Raw genomic sequence first — 17932 nt, forward strand, 5'->3', positions numbered from 1 at the left:
ATTTTGCGCGGTACGGTTTACTTGCGGTACCGCTAATGCTGAGGTATATTTATCAAGGTGGAACTGGATGTATGGCGCAAGAGCGCTCATCGAAAACTGCAACAAATGTAAGAGGAAAGAGCCAAAGGCAAACAACAATAGATGAGAAAGGAGTATAGGCCAAAAACCGATGGAACATTTTTTCAAAAAGTATGCTTTCATAATAGTTATCGGGTGTATGCTTATGTCTGTTATCTTCAAATTTATTTACTTTGAATTTTCTAACCGTAATCCTATGTTTTACTACATCAACCTGGTATTTGAAGGTATGGCTGTAATCACCTTTCTTCTTTATGCCGGTCTGAATATGTCTCAAACTATTGATAGAAAGCCAAGAAGGACAAAACCATAACATCATACTTCACCCTCCTCCTCACTGCGATCCAGGAGCACCCAGGGCCGAGCGCAGCGATAGAACAACGAGAAATCCAAGGTATGCGCAGCCGCACGCGCCACCGACGACAGGCGATAGTAGCGCATCATGTTTTCAATGGCATTGAAAGCCGAGGTCCCAAGAATATAGCCATGATGTTCCGCCAGCAGATCAGGCCACCGGGTCCACAGTGCCACCGAGAACCACTGCATTCCTGGCAGTGCCTCAGGCAGAATCACAGGCGGCACCTCATCCCCTCGATAGCGAGCTAAGAGGCCAGGGTAATGATCTTCCCTCTCAAGGAGAGCCACCTGCACCAACTTGGCGACCAAGCTACGATGACAGGCGCGAGCATCCCGACAGGCACAGAGCAACACCACCGGGCGACCTTCACGCAGCCAGGACGCGACCTCACGCACCGCATCTTCATGACCTGGCGCGAGCTGGATACCCTGTTCCTTGTGCGCATAATTGACATTGCCAAGCCGCCGATCCCACACATAGCGCGAGCCATACTCCGAGCACAGCGCCGCCTTATTCCAGGCCGAGGCCCACTTTGAATAGGGAGACAGACGAATATCAACCAAGAGCGCCCGCTCATCACGCATCACCTGATGCACCTGGCGCTCTGTCTCAGGGTGTGCATACCCGAGTGTATAGAGCGTTCCTTGCTCGCTCATAGATGCCCTCCTTCCTGTATGCGTTGCCATAATTCACGCGCCTCTAAGCCGTAGTACAGGCGCAGAAAATCAAACACCGAGCCGCCCTGTTTCCAGGTGTGACAATACCAACAGGCACCACCCGGCCTACTTGGCTCATGCACCCACAGCGATGGATGTGTGTCCTTACCATCCGAGTGATGCCAGCCAAACGGGCAACATCCCAACCCGCTGCGATCCAGGACCACATAGCGCCCGATCACACCTAGCGCATCCTGTTGGGCGCACCACTCTTGAATCGTCATGCGTGCTGTGGGACGGGTCAGCACCGCAACATTTTTTTGAAGAGTATTTTTCTTGGTCGCGTCTTGAGCGTGTTCGCGTTCAGGCGAGGGTATCGCCGCGGGCGGCGTTACCCGTTGGACAGTGGAGAGCCAGGCCAACGAGGCCCCAACCTCAGAGGCCACCGGGACCAGGCGACGGAACCACTCCGAGCGATCCAGACGGACAAAGGGGTAACGCTCACCTGTCAACCGATGCACCCCCAGAGGCACCCGCACCAGAGAGCCAGGCCCGGCCAGCGTACTATCCTGTTTGGGGAAGAACTCCATCCCTTCAGGACAGTACGGCAGGAGCCAGCGCCGGAGCTGGGCAGGAGAGACGAGCGAGGCCAGGAACACCCACAGGTGACCACCACGCCGGGACGCCTCCAGGTGAGAAACAATCCCATCCGCAGCAAGCCGTTCTTGCACATCAACCAGGTCAACCAGGCCGCCCCGTTTGTCGCAGTCAAAGACCGCGAACCGGCAGCCCCCTTGCTCATCAATGACATACGTTCCCAGCGTCACCCGCCCGGCCAGATGTGCCAGAACCAGGTCATAGGTCAACACACGACCTGCCCGCAGATACCCGCCATCATCGCGCTGGAGGGCATAGTCATTGCGCCGCCCGATGCAGGTATTGACCAGGACACCCAGTTCTTCATGCGAGAATGACACCAGACCACCTCCTTTCTCAGGCAGAATCAACCATAAGCAAAAGTAATAGGTTATAGATGATAAAATAGGTAAAAATGCCTTGAAATACCCTTTTTGAGCTGTAAATATGCCCTTTAATCGCACTGAGACGTTCATATGGACGCCCGGCCATGCAGACGTAAAATCCACCTTGCTCATTTTGTTTGCGAACTCTCTTGCCCGTCTCAGAGACACATGTTCCCACCGCACCACAAGCCACGTTATTCGTAGAAAGCATTGAGAGAAGAACATCAGTAATAACCTTTTTGTTATGTATTAAAAGCTCTACTATAAGGCGCATCAGAAGAGAGATGAGCGCCGCCCACCAAGCAAAGCGCGTGGCGCGTGGCGCTCAAAGAGAAACCGTTACTTGTCCAACCGACGAATCCGCACCCGTTCCTGTTCAGGCGCTTGCCCTTCGGCGTTCATCGTCTGAAACTCACCCGTGATCGGCAGATCGGCGCTGGGCGACGGCAATGACCCACCAGGCGCACCGGTCGGCATTTGCAACAGGCGCGTGAACGTCTGTTCCTTGAGTCGGGCGAGGAACTCAGCGTCAGCCTGTTCTTGCTCAACCTTGATCCCCAGGAGCTTGACCTTACTATCCGCCTCAGCTTCAAGCAGCTTGCGCTTGCCCTCCGCCTCAGCCAGTTCTGTATAGAGCTTGCCCCGCTCATGTTCAGCGCGAGCCATGAGACGCACATCATTGCTATCAACCTGGCCGAGGAAAAAGGCCGTCCCGGCATCACCCAGGATGAAGCCAATCACACGCGAGGCCACGAAGAGGTACATGATATTCATGTTGGGGTCATGGCTGGACTGAACAATACTCAGAAGGAAAGCTGTCTGACCAATGATGTTAATGGCTGCGAAGACCAACCAGAGGCCAGTCCCGATCCAGACCGCCCGTTCTTGCGCCCCATCGACACGGCCATAAATCTCACGCTGTTCAGCCACCTCATGCCGTTTAATGCCCACGCCAAAGGTCGTGAACATCATGGCAAATTCGATGAAGAGCGCGCCGCCCCAAATGATGATTTGCCCGTTCCTATCGCCAGGTGCAACCAGGTGCGTGAGAATGTAGGCGACCTCCGCAGCCGTCAGCAGCACAAAGGCAATCGGCCCGGTCAGGAGCCAGATCTTGAGGAAGAAGAGCATAACCCGCTCATGAAACGGACGCCCCACGCGAGCCTTTTCAACGCGCTCTATCCGCCGCCGTTTCATCATGTCTTCATACGAAAGCTTTTCACCCTGGAAAGCGTCCGGGTCATCCTCATACGTTTCCCCATTGACGAAGCGGGCAGGAGAGCGAGGGCCAGAAGGCCCACGCTGAGCCGGTACACCGGTCATACCGTCTTCATCATCTTGACGACCAAAGCCAAAGGCCTTCCCAAGCTTGCTCATGAAGCCTTGAGACTGTTGTTGTTCACTCATGTTTGCCCTCCTTGCGAGCATGTTTGATCTTAAACGTTGCGAGTGGCGGGAGCTGGGGAGCCAGGCCCACACATGCACCGTACTCAGCCAACACCTTGACGACCCCGCCCTGTTCGTCCTTGATATACAAACCATTGCCTACAATTGCCATGTGCATCACCATATGCACCTCAAAGCTTGTGTGTTCTGGCATAGCCGCCACCAGGTCCCGCAGATCATCATAGGTACGAGCCTCACCAGCCAGGACCGAACGCCCACCCTCTTGCACATACACATCAATCCGACTAATCGGCGTATACGTTCGCGCACCTCCCTTGCGCCGAAATTGGCGATCATAGCGACGATGGCACCGTTGACACAACACCATCGTCTCAGCCTCATGTAACCAGGTTTGATACTGCTTCTTATGCGCGATGGAGAGATACACCATGTAGTCCTCGCCCGTGCGCGCACTCTTCATCACCGATCGATCCAGCACGCCGCATTCTTCACAGCGATACCCGGCAGCCTCAAGCTTCTGACGACGGAGCGCCCGCCATTCAGCAGGGTAGAGCCGAGCATCAAACATGCGAACCTCCTTGCCTCACAAGCCGACAAAGAAAGGTGAGCCAGCCGGAGCCAGGCCCACCAGAACACGCTACTCGTCCTCGTCCGCGGGGACACCCAGGTCTTTGAGGTTGGTGATCTGGGAGCGAATCTGCATGATCTTACGCCCATCCTTGAGCGTACGCTCACCCGCCGTCTGCGCGGACACCGTGACCTTCACCTTATGGCCAACCAAGTCCGCATCTTCGAGGTCATCGTACTGGGGATCATCACCACGCATCTGACAGGACCAGACCCGGCCAAAGCGCATATCATTGATTTCCATGGCGATGAAGCGCCACTCTTCACCTGCATGAGCACCGTTCTCAGTCACACCAGAAAGAGGGCGTTTGTTCAGAACAATACCGGTTAAAATCGCAACCATAGTGTTTTCTCCTTTTAGCAACTAACGAACACGTTTTTGATGACGAGCGCACCAGGTCAACAGCACCCGACCAGCAGGCACACCACCCAGGCACCCAGGACAGACCGCACTACAGAGACAAGAGCTACAGTGAAACCACCCTACAGAACCGACAACCTTGATCCACTGGTGGCGATGGGCACCAGCTCCCACACCTGCACGCTGAGAGCGAACCGTCATCGTGTCACCCGCTTCCCGCCAGTCCTGGCATATGCCTTGTGTTCCTGGCAGTAATGAACCAGAGCACCGCCAGGCGCTTTCCCATCAGCGCGACCAGCACACGCCGGACAGGCCGCACACAGCCGACAGGATGAACACCGGAACCAACCCCGCATGTAGTTGACCCAGGAGTGAACGCACTGTCCCATCCTTACACCCCCATCCGACCAGACCGCAGCGCGGCCACCATCTGCTTGACAGCAGAGACATAGGCAGGGACATTGTTTTCAGAGCCAGGGGCATAGACCGGAATAATCGCGTCAACAGTCGTCAAACCACGAGGGATGTACTCCGACTTGAGCAGGCGGAACCAATCCAGGTAACCCGCTTCCCAGGAGGAGTAAGCGCGGAACCGACCAATACAAGAGGGATAGCCAGACGTGCAGATAATATTTCCAAGCGATTTTGTCGCGTGAGCAGCACCATAGAGGCCGAATGTGCTTTCATGCCAGAAGAAGGCCAGGGCAAAGGCCGGATCGATGCCGTACATATCGCCATCTTCATACAACGCCTTGCCAGTGCCAGCAGCAGGAGAGCCATAGTGAGCAAGCACTTTATCAATGAAAGCCGCCGAGATGCTAGGAGTACCAAGAATACTCGCTGTATCGGACGACATACGAACAACGCCATCAGACAAGGTATTGCCACTGGCCTCAACGCGCTTGACCAGAGGAGAAGAGGAGTACCAGGCCAGGCCAAGCGTAAAAGCGCCAATGATAAGAAGCAACCCGAACAGGCTCATGAATCGAGACATATCGCACCTTCCTTGATGCACAAGTTGACAGGCCAGGCCCGATATGCCTAAATGAAATCGAGCCTAGCTTCAGCCGCGAAAGCTCAAACCGTTGGGCTAAGGTGGCAGCCTTAGCTCAACACCGCACTACCGCACAGAGACATGCCCACGAGAACAGCGATACATCGTTCGACCTAAAAGCGACTTCCCAACCTCAAGCGCAGTCTCCCCACACTTGCTACAAGTAACCCGCCGGATAAACTGCACGTCTGTGTTCATCTTCTTGCCCATAACACCTCCAGGCTAGAAAGGGAATAGAGGGAGATGGACGTTCAGAGCCACATGAAAGAACCAGTGCCCGGCCAGGACCAACGGCCCTTGAAACGCAAGCACCAGCCCCATCAATGCAAACCCGGTCACCATCAACAAAACATTTGTCCGATCTAGCTTCACAGGTGAAAACCTCCTTGACTAACCAATAACGCTAAAATCCCTTACCTCAGCGAGCGCCGACAATCAACGCACAGCCAGACAACACGTTTTTTCTGTCCAACACCACCGGCAATCACCACCGGCTCACACTCCGCCTGCTTTTTACACCAATGGCAGAAGGTGTGAAAAATGTTCCTCATGAAATCCTTTCCTTGCTTGAAATCTTATACCACCAACAACAATCATTTACTGTCCATAGCGTCCAACCATCATTATAATAACAGACATTTACTTCCAAAGTTAAGAGCCATTAACGTTCACTTGTCCCAAATAAGATTCCATGATAAAATATCTGTTGTGAGGAAGCCATACAACAGCCATTAGCGGCCAGAGGGAGAAATGATTGTATGCCAGAACAAGAACTTTTTACATCAGAGGAAGCAGTGAGAGAGTTCGTCAAAGCAGGACTCTCAGAAACTACATTCCGACGCAAGGTAAGGGAAGAAAAAGTCATTGACAAAATACTTCCAGAAGGAAGAGCAAGAGGAGCTTTATATCCAGCAGACCAAGTTAGAGAAGCAATAAAGCAATCTAGAGGCACTGCACATCATAACAATGAAAGAACTAAGCGAACTGTTCCTGATGTAGTATTAGATTGGGTAAAACCGGAAGACGTACCATCTGGATTAGCATTAGACCAAATTGTTTACAATGAAATGTTTCTTGCAAGCGCAGAAGTATACATGGCATGGCGTCGAAAAAACCCAAAGATTTCTATGGGAGCATTTGATGCAAACGACCGCCGAACGCGTTACGGATATATCGGACTAATCCCACTTCCAGAACCTATCATCCTTGATGTCCTTATGGGTAGAAAAGATGAAAAAGAAATCACTCCTGATGAAATCTTGACCTATGATGAACCAGGAGAGTATACTCTGCTTGCCAATAGCGCCGTGATACATCCTTCCTATCCAGAGCTTGCAAACAGAATCCTTCATGGCATTATGCAGTTCTGGATCGACCAGTATCCCGAAAAACGGATTAAACGCATTTACGCGCAAACTGTCTCGGAGCAGGGAACCGCCTTAGCAAAAAAGCTTTACCTATCGCCTCTATACTTAATGGGGAGTGATGGTCTGGTAAGAGTAAAAGATGCGTATGTGCTTGATATGAACGAGAAAGCCGTATCTAAAGTAATACGACTATTCCAAGAGCAGCTGGAAGCAAAATCACACCTTAACCAGAAGTAACACAGCCCTATGCGAAAAATCCAGCTATGGAAGGCTAAAATCATGCGAGAGAAAAAGCAGGAGAATAATGGACATCAATCAGCAAAAACACATGCTGAAGGCGCTTGTAGCCTAGAAAAGCATTTTACTGTTATACCTTTTAATGGCAATAGGCCGCATATCGCGAAGAACGTCTTCATCGCCCCAGGGGCTGTTATCGTTGGGGATGTGACGATCCAGGAGGGGGCCAGCGTCTGGTACAATACCGTCATTCGTGGGGATACCGCCCCCATCGTGATTGGGCCACGCACGAATATTCAGGATAATTGTACGCTTCATGTTGACGCTGATGCCCCTCTCATCATCGGGGCGGACTGCACCATTGGGCATAATGCGGTCGTGCATGGCGCGACGCTCGAGGACCATGTGCTGGTAGGCATGCACGCCACTGTCCTCTCGCATGCCAGTATTGGCGCGGAGACCATCATTGGCGCCAATGCCCTTGTCAGTGAACATAAAAGCATTCCAGGTGGCTCCCTGGCCCTGGGCGTCCCCGCTAGGGTCACACGCCCCCTCAAAGCCGAGGAACGCGTACAGATTCGTAGTAGTGCCACTGGCTATAGCCAGCGGGCAAGGCAGCATAAACAGGCCGTCGAGGCGGCCAAACTCTAGCTTATCATGAAAGAAAACGCTGCGGGAGACATGGCTGGAGCAGGCGGAGCACCTCCCGCTCACACGCACTGTGCACAGGCTCCAGCATAGCTCTAAGCCCCTCCGCCGTGAGTGCACTTAAGAGAAAGCCAACGCTATTATGTCCCGTCGCGAGCAGTAGATTTGTCCAACCAGGCACGGGTCCGATCAAGGGGCGCGTATCAGGCGTCATGGGGCGCAGGCCCGACCAGGCACGTATCGCGCTCTGACCCGCCTGGTCGGGCAGAAGCCTGGAGGCTCGGGCTTTCAGCCAGGCTTGCCCCTCATCGGTCACCCCTGGCGTAAAGCCAACCTCTTCGCGTGTGGCTCCAACCAGTACACCTTCCGCGTGCGGTATGGCGTAGGCTGCATAGCCGAAGATAAGGTGGCGCAGGGGCCGTACGTCATTTTCCAGGATCAACATCTGTCCACGCACAGGGGTGACCGGGAGAGCAGCAAGGGGCGCCAGAAGAGCCTGAGACCAGGCACCTGTCGCGACGATCAAATGGTCGCAAGCAAGCTGGCGGCCATCCGCGAGCCGAACCCCATGCACGCGCTCCATATTACGCTCAGGCTCACACCTGTCCATGATGATCTCACACACTTCCTGACCATCCTCAATCCTGGCCCCACGCTGTCGCGCCGCCTGGGCAAAGGCCTGGACCGTAGCATGCGCATCGAGCTGAGCCTCACCTGGAATGAAGATACCCGCGCATACATCCGGGTGCAGGCATGGCTCTTGCTGGCGCGCCTCCTCACCCGTCAACCAGTACATCTCCCACCCCAGAGGCTGCCAACTCTCCCAGCGTTTACGCAGCCTGGCGATGCGCTTCTCCTGAAAGACGACACGTAGCGCTCCAGTTCGCGCATAGTGAGTCTGGATGCCGCTTTCGTCCTCGACTTCAGGCAAGAGAGATTCAAGACGCGCCAATCCCTGAAGCAAGAGATCGGCCTGCGCACCTGCCCCATTGATCGGCCCAAAGGGAGCTAGCAGACCAGCCGCGGCACCAGAGGCACCACTCCCCAGCCTGTCTCGCTCCAATAGCAACACCTCGTGGCCTGCCCGGCGCAACACATATGCCGCCACACAGCCCACAATCCCGCCACCAATGATAACGATCTCACTTCCACCAGGAATCATCATCCTTACACACCCATCTTGCGCAGAAGCAAAGGGCCGTTCTGGGACATGAGCACAATATGCGCATATGGGCCGTGGCCGACGTGTGTGGTCCGAAATTCGTTTGAGATAATGGTGCTGGTAGTACTCAACTTATCCACAATAAAAGAGGCATCGCTGGGCAAGGCTACGCTCACAGCGCCGTTATTTGAGTGGAAGGCATAGAGGCCATTAGCGTCCAATTTGCCACTAAAGGCAACGGTACCCACACTGCTACTCAAGCTTACGTGTCCATGCAGGGTGACATCGCGCACGAGAACGGTCCCGGTGTTGGAATAGATAGATGAGCCATTTTCCAGGTTTGAGTCATCGAGCGTGACCGCCCCTACAGAGGCAAACACGTTTACCTGGCTACTCATTCCGGAAATCGCCACTATGCCAGAACCAACTGAGAGCCTGAGGTTGGTCGTGGAGGGCGCACTTACATTGAGATCCAGGCCCGTCCACCCAAGATGAAGAAGCCCCTCTTGAGCAGTCTGCTTTACGTACAGCATATTACCCACCTGAGAGACTTGCACCTGGACATCTTCGACTCTCCCTAGAAAGCCATAGTGCCTGGTACCAGAGAGATGGATGGAGGCATCATTGCTGCGTTGGATGTGAATAGAACCCGCATCCAGGCGTATATCGAGGGATGCTGGTTGCCCTGGCTGAGCGGCATAACTGCGCTCCTCCAGCGATGCTGTGCGTGTGAAACTGCCAGTCGCACCAATACCAATTAACATCCCACCCAGTAGAACACAACATACCAGCACGACCACGACGAGCCAGGCTCGCCTCCTCTTTCGACCAGGTGCGAGAACTGTTGGCGCTTCAGCAGATTCAGGCTCAGACTGCGCCTGAGCCTGCTCGCTCTCTTGCTGTTTACTCACCAAACGCATTTGCCTTTCATCATGTGAACTACACTTTTGTAAGTGCCAGATCATTATAGCAAAAACTGCACCAAAAGGCTTCATCATACCAGCAGTACTCAAAGAGGAGGGGTGTGGCTGTAGATTACTGCGCAAACGCATACAGATCTACAGCCACACCCCTCCTCTTTGAGAGCGAACTTACAGGCCCTACAAGACTCTAGGCTTGCTGCTCCTGCATACGTACTAGTTTGTTCTGGTTATGTTTGGCCATTGGCAAGCGCCAGATGTAGAGAGCTATCAGGTTTGTCAGGAAGGTGACAAGCGCGAAGCTAACCGGGGGTAGCTTCTGGGTCTCGAAGATACTGCGAAGCGCCAGCGCGCCCACACACGCTACCAGCCACGCCAGGGCGGTACGCGCTGCCATACGTTTGGGCTGCGTCGCCAGGTCGCGGCGATACGTCCCGAAGAAGGGTGAGATCACATACCATGACAGCGCCACAGGCCAGATCACACGCAAGAGGTTGGCCGGAGCCAGGGTCTCGCCATGACTATTCAGGCCGACTATGCCTATCAGGAAGAAGGCGATCAAGTCTCCCAGGCCCATGTTGATGATATGGCCCATTTGGGAGCGCTCGGGGGGCGTGGGCGGCGTGGCTTCAACGATGTTGCGCTTTGGCTGATCTTTTGTCTTCATCTTTAGTTTCCTGCCTCTTTTTCTTCGCGCTCTTGCTGCTCGCGAACCAGTTCTTCAACAACGGCCAGCTCGGCCTGCACCCCGCGCATACGCAGGGCAATGACCGTCAGGTAGATAAACAGAATCACGATGGCGGCAATATAGGCAATCGCGAGATAGGTAAATCCCGACATATCCGCTCCTCTCCCTTTATGATCTTATTCCAAAACCCAACGTCACTCGCGTGACTAGCGCTTCGCGCTCAGGATTTCGGAGAAGAAGTATTATGAGACGATGGCTCGCAAGCGTTGCGCAATACTCTGCGCTCGCTGTAGATGATAGACCTGGCGTACCAGGAAGATAAACAAGAGGGTAAACGCGATCAGGGTAACAAACATCGTCGCCAGCGCCTCAGGGGGCAGACCCGCATCGGTATTCCCAATCTGCTGCGTTGGATGCTGACCACGCCACCAGTTGACCGAGAGATAGATGATTGGCACATCCACGGCACCTACAAGCGCCATGACCGCGCCTACACGTATGCTATCGAGCGTGCGCCCCATATAGTTGCGCAACATCAGGTAGCCCACATACATAAACCAGAGGATGAGCGTCGCCGTCAACCTGGCATCCCAAACCCACCAGGTCCCCCAGATGGGGCGCCCCCAGACTGAGCCGGTAATCAGCGCGATGCTGATAAAAATGGTGCCGACCTCGGCGTTGGCGCGGGCGATCCAGTCCCAGCGCTCGTCCTTCCGCACCAGGCAGACGACACTGGCAACGGCGAGCAGGATAAAGGCCAGCATCCCCAGCCAGGCACAGGCCACGTGCAGGTAGAAGATACGCTGCGGATCGAGCTGGAGCGCGTCTTCAGGCGCATAGAAGAAGATCATCCAGGAGGAGAGAGCTAACCCGATAAGCGATAGGCCGCCTATGATATAGTCGACGCCCGCCAACCCGCGCTTTCGGCCACGCAACTCCTCAGCCTTCTTCGCACGCGCCGCATCCGCCTCACGCTTTGCAATAGCCATAGATTTATTCCTCGATTACAAACTGGAACGCGAGCATTGACACGCCCAGAAAGATCACATCAAACACAATAATCAAGCCCAGCCAGGGCGGCTCGTTTACCTGTGGCATCAGCAGATTCTCGGTTAAACGAATGGCCCCTATCACTACCGGCACAATCAAAGGAAACACCAGGATCGGTAACAGCATCTCGCGCCCTCGTCCCGAGGAAGCAATCGCGGAGAAGAGCGTCCCCACACTGGCAATGCCAATTGTACCAAGCAAAACTATCTCTATGAGTACTATCGGCCCTCCACCGGGTAAGTGTAAGTTAAACAGAGCCAGGTAGATGGGGAGAGCCACAATTTCTACTACACCGATAAATAGCAAATTTCCCAGGAATTTGGCAAGGTAGATCGCCTTCCGATCAACCGGGCAGAGTAGCAGGCGATCCAGGGAACCCTGCTCACGCTCCGAACTCATCGTGCGCTCCAGTCCTAGAAGACTGGCGAAAATAAAGGAGACCCAGAGCACACCTGGGGCTACCGCCGCTTTGTTCTCGACCCGCAGGTCAAAAGTAAAGTTAAAGATGACCAGGACCAGCAGGGCAAAGAGTCCCATACTGAGCCATGTCTGTTTGCTGCGCAGTTCGCTGAGAATATCTTTCCAGAGAATAGCACTGACTTGTAGCCAGAAGGCTTTGATTTCGCTCATCATAACTAGCGCACCACTTCCCGATACAGCTGCTGCAAGGCTTCTACGCTCAGTTCGCGGCTGGCACAATTGCGTACAATACGCCCATTCACCAGGAAGGCAAGCTGATCGCTGAGCGCCAGCGCGCGTTCAAGCTGGTGCGTGATAAACACAGTGCTGCCACCACGCGCGCTATGCTCAGCCATGAGTTCGTCGATCAAGGCGTGCCCCTGCTGGTCCAGGCCGGTATCAGGCTCGTCCAGCAGGAGAATATCTGGTTGGTGTAGCAGGGCACGTGCCCAGGCCAGACGCTGCAACTGGCCGCGTGAGAAGGTTCGTACCCGCTCGCGTGCTCGCTTTGCCAGGCCCACCCGTTCCAACAACACCTGCGCCCGTGCCCTCCCCTGGGAGACTCTGTACATACGCGCGAAGAACTCCAGGTTCTCCTGAGCGGTCAGGTCCTCATAGAGGTAGGGCTGGTGCGCAACCAGACCTATCAGGCGCCGTACCTCCTGGGCATCGCACTCAGCATTCCAGCCACAGAGCCGTACCATGCCCGCGCCTGGCTTCGCCAGGCAGGCCAGAACACGCATAAGGGTGGTCTTGCCCGCGCCATTGGCGCCCAGCAGCGCCAGGCGTTCCCCCGCCTGTACGCGCAGGTTGATGCCACGCAAAATCGGCTTGAGCCCATAGCTCTTCTTCAACCCCTCGACCTCGACCGCGACTGTGGCGGAGTTCATCAGCGCGTCGCCTCCTGCTCTCGCATGATCGTACGCAGCAGCGCCTTGGTCTTATTGCGCTTCTCCTGGTAGGCGCTCTTACTGATCTTACTAGCCTCGTACTCTTTGTCCAGTTCTAATAGCTCTTTCATTAAGGCTTTACGTCGCTTCTCCTGGGAACTACTATGCGCCTCTTCGTCTTCATGCCGCGCCCTACTGGTAGCTTTCTTTTCAGCCGTAGCATGTTTGCTTCCTCGGCCTCTAGCCTTTTCTCGCTTCCCTTCCTCTGGTTCCAGGCCCATCTTTACACGCACAATACGCACTATATTCCAGAGCAGAATCACCAGGCCCACCAGGACGATAATCAAAACGATTACCCAGATTGAATTTAAGCCTGAAGATGTCCCTGTGCCGGTACCAGTCACACTCTCCGGCGCCTGGGGAAGCCCCTCGATCTTCATGACGACCTGGCGCTCTGGTGGCAGGTTGGCCGCGGTGTAGAGGTTATAAGGGCGGTCGGCATTATTAACCACACCTTTAGGTGTTATATCTGGGCTGGAGACATGGTATTGCGTCGGCACCAGCAAGGACACACCGAGCGTGGGATAGATGGCCTTATAGTCGTAGTTAAAGCTCGTACCAGTGTAGGGAACCTCGAAGCCATAGGAGAACTCGCTATCGCCTGGAGGCACCATGGCGTCCGTCGCAAAGCCATTTCCAGCCTGAATAGCGCGATAGCCAATCAGCCCCTTCTGGAGCGAGATGGCACGCGCACCGGCTGGTAGCGGGAAGAAGAGCGCCTTGGGTCGGCCCTGGGTGGCATCCAGCGATCCGACAAAGGCTCGCCCATCCAGATTCTTAAAGGCAAAGATCGCTGAGACGTTCAAGACATGTCGCTGACTATCCACCTGCTTCACCAGCAGGGTCGATTCGATGACGGCCATCTTTGAGCTATCCGTGGTCGCCTCATAGACCGTCAGATCTACCTTCTGCTCCGGCTGGTTGACCAGGGAGAGCGAGTCCGAAGAGTAGTTCGCATTCTGATAACGGATATACACTGCGTAGGTCAGAGTCTTGTCATTCGAGAGGCTAGAGAAACTATAATTTCCGCCCGCATCGGTGATGGTTGTCTGGGCATCCTTCGAGTTATTGCCCTGCGCCACCTGCAAGGTGATAGTCTGCCCCGCCAGGGGGCTGTTGTTCTTCGAACCATCCAGCAGTCGTCCATAGATATGACCTGTGCCACCATGCGCTATCCCAGCTGTTCGTGTATGCGCCAGAGCAGGAGACCAGGCCAGAATTCCCAGCATGAACAGTGCCAGCAGGCAGGCTCCACCCAGCACCTGGCTTATATACACCAGGCGTTTGCCCGGTCCAGGGTTCTTGTGTGTCTCCTTCTTGCTCAAATGTTTATCGCTGCTTCGCATCGTCTTTGTCTTCCTCGTTTTGCTCTCGCATACTGCGCAACTGTTCTTCAATCATCTCATCCAGGGCCTGCTCCTGGTCATAGCGCGCCTTCAAGGCCACAAGGGCGCGCCGCATGTAACGCTCGCGCATGCTGCGATAATCTGGCTCGTCGATATTCCCAAGCTGATAATCGAGTTCAACTTCCTGAAGAGCCGCCTTGGCCGCAGTTTCCTGGCCCTCGGTGGTAGCAGCGCGCTCTTGCTCTCTCAGTTCAACCTGCGCAGGGGCAACCTGATCGGCGCCGCTCTTTGCCTCTGAGCGGCGCAAGAGGGGGTAGAGCACAAAAGCCAGGGCCAGTAACCCCAGGATCAATGCGATTACAATAGCCATTAGTGCTCCTCTTTCTTCTGATGTTTTTCCTGCGCCGCTTGTGTCTCATCTGTTTGCTCTTTCTGCGAGGAGCGAAAGAGGATGTCTTCCTCGGCTAGCTCTTGTTCGAGTAAAGCCTGGTACGCCTCCAGTTCTTGTGCATCCACGGTCTCTAACGAGTGGGCCTCGCGTTGCGCGAGCGCCACTCCCCGTGTTTGCGCCTGCCTGCGCCAATCGCGTAGGGTCAGGAAGACCAGGGCACATCCCCCAAGCAGCAATAACACAGGCACTAGCCAGGCGAGCAGTGAGAAGCCCTGGGACTGGGGCGTCAGGAGGATATCATCCCCATAGTGCTCGCGAAAGTAATCAAACACCTCTTGCTCAGATTTGCCCTCTTGCAACTGCTGGCGAATCTTTGCGCGCATCTGACGCGCCATATCCGCAGGGGCATCCGACACCGGCTCGCCCTGGCAGACAGGACACTTGATCTGGCTGGCGACCTCCTGCACACGCTGGTCCAGCGTCTTATTGCGCTCCGCATTAATATACAGGAACGACCAGGCGGCGAGTATAAAGGCGACCAGGCCCAGGCAGAGATAGAGCATGCTGCGCTTTCTTACAGGTCTCCCAGGTCTCATACGCTGGCTCCCTTGTCTACAGCCACCTTGCTTATCTCTTCAGGCGTCGTGCTAACGGCACGTCCATTCTTCACGCCCTGACGACCATAGACCGCGCGCTTGCGCCCATCCGGCCACCAGCAGAGCAAGCCACCCAGCAGCATAATGACGCCGCCATACCAGACCAGGGGTACCAGGGGATTGATAAAGATACGAATGGTGGCCTGCGAGGGACCACTCCAGTCACCCAGAAAGACATAGAGGTCGGTCACTCCCAGAGTCGTAATTGCAATCTGGCTGGCTGGCTGATTATCGAAGTTCTTATACATTGTACGCCCAGGCCGAATAGAGTCCACCAGCGTACCATTACGCCAGACCTGCATCAGTGCCGCGACGCTCTGCTGACCGTCGCCATAGCTCTGCAAGTTGCCCTTGTAGACAAATAGGTAGCCACCAATTGTGGTCTCCTGCCCGCTCTTGAGCGTGACATCCTTCTGCACCTGGAAAAAGTGCGAACCAATGACGCCCGCCGCCAGCAAGACCAGGCCCAGGTGAACCACGTAGCCACCATAGCGCTGGCGATAGCGCTTAAAGAGCATGTAGACGGCCTGCCAGTAGGGTTCGCCATGCGCGTGCCGCACACGAGCGCCACGCCAGAGTTCATACAAGATCGCCATGGCGGTAAAGGCGCAGACCGAGAAGCCAATGTTGGCCAGGACATCCGTGACACCCAGGAGCGGCAGTACCAATGCGCAGGCCGCCGCCAGTATCGTAGGCACACTCAGGTTACGCCAGAGAGCATTAGGAGAGGTACGGCGCCACGCCAGCAGCGGCCCAATCCCCATCGCCAGAATGAGCACGGCGAAGAGCGGACCATTCACGGAATTATAGAAAGGCGCGCCTACTGTCATCGTCTGCTTACGAATAGTCGCCGAGATCAGGGGGAAGAGGGTGCCCCATAGAGTAGCGAAGGTGATACCCAGCAGCATCAGATTATTCAGCAGGAAGACGCCCTCGCGCGAGACCACCGAATCGAACTCCTGATCCGGCTTGAGTTTTGGTAAGCGGAAGAAAAAGAGCGCGGTCGAAAAGATGATAATGACGGCTAGAAAGGCAAAGAAATACACACCGATATCAGAATAGGCAAACGAATGCACCGAGCTAATAATGCCGCTTCGTACCTCAAAGGTGCCAAAGATCGAGAGCGCAAACGAGGCAATGACCAGGAACATATTCCAGACTTTGAGCATGCCACGGCGCTCCTGCACCATTGTCGAATGCAAAAAAGCGGTCGCAGTCAACCAGGGCAGGAGCGCGGCGTTCTCCACCGGGTCCCAGCCCCAGTAGCCGCCCCAGCCCAGCACATGGTAGGCCCACCAGCTCCCCAGGAGCAGGCCCGCCGTCTGAATACTCCAGGAGGCCAGCATCCAGCGACGCATGGAGCGCAGCCAATCACTATTTACCTCGCCCGAAAGCAGTGCTGCCACCGCGAAAGCGAAGGGGACCGAGAAGCTCATATACCCCATCAGCAACGTCGGTGGATGCACCAGCATCCCAGGGTCCATCAGCAGCGGATTCAGGCCCGTGCCATCCTGTGGAGGATAGGGCAGGCGCACAAAAGGATTAGAGACGGTGACAAGCACCAGTACAAAGAAGCCCTCAACCACCATCAAGGTCGCCAGCACATAGGGTACCAGCTTAGTGGGGGCGCGACGTGAGGTAAAGACAAAGATCGCGGAGAAGATGCCCAGCATCAGTGCCCAGTAGAGCAGTGAACCTTCCTGCCCGCCATAGAAGGCGGCTGAGGTAAAATACCAGGGCATGCTGCGGCTTGACTGTTCGGCGACATATTTTACCCCAAAGTCATGCGTCAAAAACGATGCTACCAGCATCGCCGAGGCCAGCACGAGGAAGGCGGATACCGCCAGGACAGCCCTCTTGGCGCTTATGATTGCCTGTGGCTGCTCTCGCACTGCTCCCACCACCGCTATGACAATAGCGAAAACGGCGAAGCCGAGCGCCAGCATTAGCGCTATAATACCAATATCAGAAAAGTACACTCTACTCTATTCCTACTTTCTGGCCTACTTTCTGGCTGGAGGGGTCGCGTTCTGGAACTTGGAGGGGCACTTCGCCAGCAGGGTCTGCGCCTCGAAGGGTCCCTGGCCCGTGTAGCGTCCCTCGACCACTACCTGTACACCTGGCTTAAAGATATCAGGCACCACTCCGCTATAGTTGACGCGCAAGGTTTGCTTGCCATCTACAATTGAGAACTGGATATGGTTTTGCACATCATCCTTGACGATTGTGCCAGCCTGGACATTGCCCGCGATACGTATGGTCTGTGAGGCACAATTCGTACAGGATTTCAGTTCCGAGACCGTCATATAATAGGCGGCGCTGGTCTGTGTATTGGCATAGACCAGGTACACAACCGCTCCCAGAATAGCCAGTCCCACCAGTAAAAAGCTCAGTGGGAAACGCTTTTTGCGGCGCTGCTCTGGAGTAATCTTTGCTTCTTGCTGCTCTATCGTCATTGCAGGCGGCACGTTCCGTCCTCCTTGCCTATCAGGAAA

General features: G+C 55.0%; 23 protein-coding genes. 3 read left to right on the top strand and 20 right to left on the bottom strand.

The annotated features are described in order from the left end of the window. Nucleotides 1-52: 52 nt before the first annotated feature. From KRAC_RS71650 to KRAC_RS25795, 6 genes are all read right to left on the bottom strand, one after another. Nucleotides 53-397, bottom strand: a complete 345-nt coding sequence (locus KRAC_RS71650) for a hypothetical protein (RefSeq protein ID WP_007912248.1) — start codon at nucleotides 395-397, stop codon at nucleotides 53-55. Next, nucleotides 394-1092, bottom strand: coding sequence for a DUF488 domain-containing protein (locus tag KRAC_RS25775; RefSeq protein WP_007912250.1), 699 nt, complete (start codon nucleotides 1090-1092; stop codon nucleotides 394-396). The genes KRAC_RS71650 and KRAC_RS25775 overlap by 4 nt, the downstream gene beginning before the upstream one ends. Then, the gene (locus KRAC_RS25780) at nucleotides 1089-2069 is read right to left on the bottom strand and encodes a TOTE conflict system archaeo-eukaryotic primase domain-containing protein (RefSeq protein ID WP_040444164.1); all 981 of its coding nucleotides are present in this window, start codon (nucleotides 2067-2069) and stop codon (nucleotides 1089-1091) included. The genes KRAC_RS25775 and KRAC_RS25780 overlap by 4 nt, the downstream gene beginning before the upstream one ends. A gap of 384 nt (nucleotides 2070-2453) precedes the next feature. After that, on the bottom strand, nucleotides 2454-3521 hold the full coding sequence (locus KRAC_RS25785) for a hypothetical protein (RefSeq protein ID WP_007912255.1): 1068 nt from the start codon (nucleotides 3519-3521) through the stop codon (nucleotides 2454-2456). Further along, entirely contained in the window at nucleotides 3514-4089 is a 576-nt protein-coding gene (locus KRAC_RS25790) for a hypothetical protein (protein ID WP_007912256.1), read from the bottom strand. The genes KRAC_RS25785 and KRAC_RS25790 overlap by 8 nt, the downstream gene beginning before the upstream one ends. 69 nt (nucleotides 4090-4158) lie before the next feature. Next, on the bottom strand, nucleotides 4159-4491 hold the full coding sequence (locus tag KRAC_RS25795) for a hypothetical protein (RefSeq protein ID WP_007912259.1): 333 nt from the start codon (nucleotides 4489-4491) through the stop codon (nucleotides 4159-4161). Between the two features lie 39 nt (nucleotides 4492-4530). On the opposite strand from KRAC_RS25795, the gene KRAC_RS71655 reads away from it, so the two are divergent. Beyond that, nucleotides 4531-4764, top strand: a complete 234-nt coding sequence (locus KRAC_RS71655) for a hypothetical protein (RefSeq protein ID WP_157507063.1) — start codon at nucleotides 4531-4533, stop codon at nucleotides 4762-4764. A 136-nt stretch (nucleotides 4765-4900) separates the two neighbouring features. Here the strand turns inward: KRAC_RS71655 and KRAC_RS25800 are convergent, their stop codons facing one another. Together KRAC_RS25800 and KRAC_RS71660 are read right to left on the bottom strand one after the other, a co-directional pair. Then, nucleotides 4901-5503, bottom strand: coding sequence for a glucosaminidase domain-containing protein (locus KRAC_RS25800; protein ID WP_007912261.1), 603 nt, complete (start codon nucleotides 5501-5503; stop codon nucleotides 4901-4903). A 282-nt stretch (nucleotides 5504-5785) separates the two neighbouring features. Further along, entirely contained in the window at nucleotides 5786-5935 is a 150-nt protein-coding gene (locus KRAC_RS71660; RefSeq protein WP_007912265.1) for a hypothetical protein, read from the bottom strand. Nucleotides 5936-6321: 386 nt separating this feature from the next. Here KRAC_RS71660 and KRAC_RS25805 point away from each other — a divergent pair, with 386 nt between their 5' ends. Together KRAC_RS25805 and KRAC_RS25810 are read left to right on the top strand one after the other, a co-directional pair. Next, nucleotides 6322-7167, top strand: a complete 846-nt coding sequence (locus KRAC_RS25805; RefSeq protein ID WP_007912272.1) for a hypothetical protein — start codon at nucleotides 6322-6324, stop codon at nucleotides 7165-7167. Between the two features lie 42 nt (nucleotides 7168-7209). Then, nucleotides 7210-7818 (top strand): gamma carbonic anhydrase family protein, encoded by a 609-nt coding sequence (locus KRAC_RS25810; RefSeq protein ID WP_007912273.1) that lies wholly within the window; start codon nucleotides 7210-7212, stop codon nucleotides 7816-7818. 4 nt (nucleotides 7819-7822) lie between these two features. Here the strand turns inward: KRAC_RS25810 and thiO are convergent, their stop codons facing one another. From thiO to KRAC_RS25865, 12 genes are all read right to left on the bottom strand, one after another. Further along, nucleotides 7823-8980: a glycine oxidase ThiO gene (gene thiO / locus KRAC_RS25815; protein ID WP_007912274.1), complete on the bottom strand. Its 1158-nt coding sequence runs from the start codon at nucleotides 8978-8980 to the stop codon at nucleotides 7823-7825. Nucleotides 8981-8982: 2 nt separating this feature from the next. Continuing rightward, complete coding sequence (locus KRAC_RS25820) at nucleotides 8983-9888, bottom strand: DUF4097 family beta strand repeat-containing protein (RefSeq protein ID WP_157507066.1); 906 nt, start codon at nucleotides 9886-9888, stop codon at nucleotides 8983-8985. A 199-nt stretch (nucleotides 9889-10087) separates the two neighbouring features. Further along, entirely contained in the window at nucleotides 10088-10564 is a 477-nt protein-coding gene (locus KRAC_RS25825) for a DUF3054 domain-containing protein (protein ID WP_007912277.1), read from the bottom strand. Nucleotides 10565-10566: 2 nt separating this feature from the next. Next, complete coding sequence (locus KRAC_RS71670; RefSeq protein WP_007912279.1) at nucleotides 10567-10737, bottom strand: hypothetical protein; 171 nt, start codon at nucleotides 10735-10737, stop codon at nucleotides 10567-10569. Between the two features lie 90 nt (nucleotides 10738-10827). After that, complete coding sequence (gene ccsA, locus KRAC_RS25830) at nucleotides 10828-11574, bottom strand: cytochrome c biogenesis protein CcsA (RefSeq protein WP_007912281.1); 747 nt, start codon at nucleotides 11572-11574, stop codon at nucleotides 10828-10830. 4 nt (nucleotides 11575-11578) lie between these two features. Beyond that, on the bottom strand, nucleotides 11579-12268 hold the full coding sequence (locus KRAC_RS25835) for a heme exporter protein CcmB (protein ID WP_007912282.1): 690 nt from the start codon (nucleotides 12266-12268) through the stop codon (nucleotides 11579-11581). A 2-nt stretch (nucleotides 12269-12270) separates the two neighbouring features. Next, nucleotides 12271-12984, bottom strand: coding sequence for a heme ABC exporter ATP-binding protein CcmA (gene ccmA, locus KRAC_RS25840; protein ID WP_007912284.1), 714 nt, complete (start codon nucleotides 12982-12984; stop codon nucleotides 12271-12273). After that, nucleotides 12984-14390: a carboxypeptidase-like regulatory domain-containing protein gene (locus KRAC_RS25845; RefSeq protein WP_007912286.1), complete on the bottom strand. Its 1407-nt coding sequence runs from the start codon at nucleotides 14388-14390 to the stop codon at nucleotides 12984-12986. The genes ccmA and KRAC_RS25845 overlap by 1 nt, the downstream gene beginning before the upstream one ends. After that, nucleotides 14374-14760 (bottom strand): hypothetical protein, encoded by a 387-nt coding sequence (locus tag KRAC_RS25850; RefSeq protein WP_007912287.1) that lies wholly within the window; start codon nucleotides 14758-14760, stop codon nucleotides 14374-14376. The genes KRAC_RS25845 and KRAC_RS25850 overlap by 17 nt, the downstream gene beginning before the upstream one ends. Further along, nucleotides 14760-15344, bottom strand: a complete 585-nt coding sequence (locus KRAC_RS62490) for a cytochrome c-type biogenesis protein (protein ID WP_052568581.1) — start codon at nucleotides 15342-15344, stop codon at nucleotides 14760-14762. Before KRAC_RS62490 ends, KRAC_RS25850 begins: the two co-directional genes overlap by 1 nt. Before the next feature lie 29 nt (nucleotides 15345-15373). Beyond that, nucleotides 15374-17416: a heme lyase CcmF/NrfE family subunit gene (locus KRAC_RS25860; RefSeq protein ID WP_007912291.1), complete on the bottom strand. Its 2043-nt coding sequence runs from the start codon at nucleotides 17414-17416 to the stop codon at nucleotides 15374-15376. A gap of 24 nt (nucleotides 17417-17440) precedes the next feature. Next, the gene (locus KRAC_RS25865) at nucleotides 17441-17905 is read right to left on the bottom strand and encodes a cytochrome c maturation protein CcmE (protein ID WP_007912294.1); all 465 of its coding nucleotides are present in this window, start codon (nucleotides 17903-17905) and stop codon (nucleotides 17441-17443) included. Between the last annotated feature and the right edge of the window lie 27 nt (nucleotides 17906-17932).

The organism is Ktedonobacter racemifer DSM 44963 (assembly GCF_000178855.1).
Taxonomy (GTDB): Bacteria; Chloroflexota; Ktedonobacteria; order Ktedonobacterales; family Ktedonobacteraceae; genus Ktedonobacter; species Ktedonobacter racemifer.

Bases quoted from the DNA above. Each gene is read 5' to 3' on its own strand.
- KRAC_RS25795 (WP_007912259.1), bottom strand. From the start codon at position 4,491: ATGGTTGCGATTTTAACCGGTATTGTTCTGAACAAACGCCCTCTTTCT.
- KRAC_RS25825 (WP_007912277.1), bottom strand. From the start codon at position 10,564: ATGAAGACAAAAGATCAGCCAAAGCGCAACATCGTTGAAGCCACGCCG.
- ccmA (WP_007912284.1), bottom strand. From the start codon at position 12,984: ATGAACTCCGCCACAGTCGCGGTCGAGGTCGAGGGGTTGAAGAAGAGC.
- KRAC_RS25835 (WP_007912282.1), bottom strand. From the start codon at position 12,268: ATGATGAGCGAAATCAAAGCCTTCTGGCTACAAGTCAGTGCTATTCTC.
- KRAC_RS71650 (WP_007912248.1), bottom strand. From the start codon at position 397: ATGATGTTATGGTTTTGTCCTTCTTGGCTTTCTATCAATAGTTTGAGA.
- KRAC_RS62490 (WP_052568581.1), bottom strand. From the start codon at position 15,344: ATGCTCTATCTCTGCCTGGGCCTGGTCGCCTTTATACTCGCCGCCTGG.
- ccsA (WP_007912281.1), bottom strand. From the start codon at position 11,574: ATGGCTATTGCAAAGCGTGAGGCGGATGCGGCGCGTGCGAAGAAGGCT.
- KRAC_RS25790 (WP_007912256.1), bottom strand. From the start codon at position 4,089: ATGTTTGATGCTCGGCTCTACCCTGCTGAATGGCGGGCGCTCCGTCGT.
- KRAC_RS25845 (WP_007912286.1), bottom strand. From the start codon at position 14,390: ATGCGAAGCAGCGATAAACATTTGAGCAAGAAGGAGACACACAAGAAC.
- KRAC_RS25785 (WP_007912255.1), bottom strand. From the start codon at position 3,521: ATGAGTGAACAACAACAGTCTCAAGGCTTCATGAGCAAGCTTGGGAAG.
- KRAC_RS71655 (WP_157507063.1), top strand. From the start codon at position 4,531: ATGACGAGCGCACCAGGTCAACAGCACCCGACCAGCAGGCACACCACC.
- KRAC_RS25775 (WP_007912250.1), bottom strand. From the start codon at position 1,092: ATGAGCGAGCAAGGAACGCTCTATACACTCGGGTATGCACACCCTGAG.
- KRAC_RS25850 (WP_007912287.1), bottom strand. From the start codon at position 14,760: ATGGCTATTGTAATCGCATTGATCCTGGGGTTACTGGCCCTGGCTTTT.
- KRAC_RS25805 (WP_007912272.1), top strand. From the start codon at position 6,322: ATGCCAGAACAAGAACTTTTTACATCAGAGGAAGCAGTGAGAGAGTTC.
- KRAC_RS25800 (WP_007912261.1), bottom strand. From the start codon at position 5,503: ATGTCTCGATTCATGAGCCTGTTCGGGTTGCTTCTTATCATTGGCGCT.
- KRAC_RS25810 (WP_007912273.1), top strand. From the start codon at position 7,210: ATGCGAGAGAAAAAGCAGGAGAATAATGGACATCAATCAGCAAAAACA.
- KRAC_RS71670 (WP_007912279.1), bottom strand. From the start codon at position 10,737: ATGTCGGGATTTACCTATCTCGCGATTGCCTATATTGCCGCCATCGTG.
- thiO (WP_007912274.1), bottom strand. From the start codon at position 8,980: ATGATGATTCCTGGTGGAAGTGAGATCGTTATCATTGGTGGCGGGATT.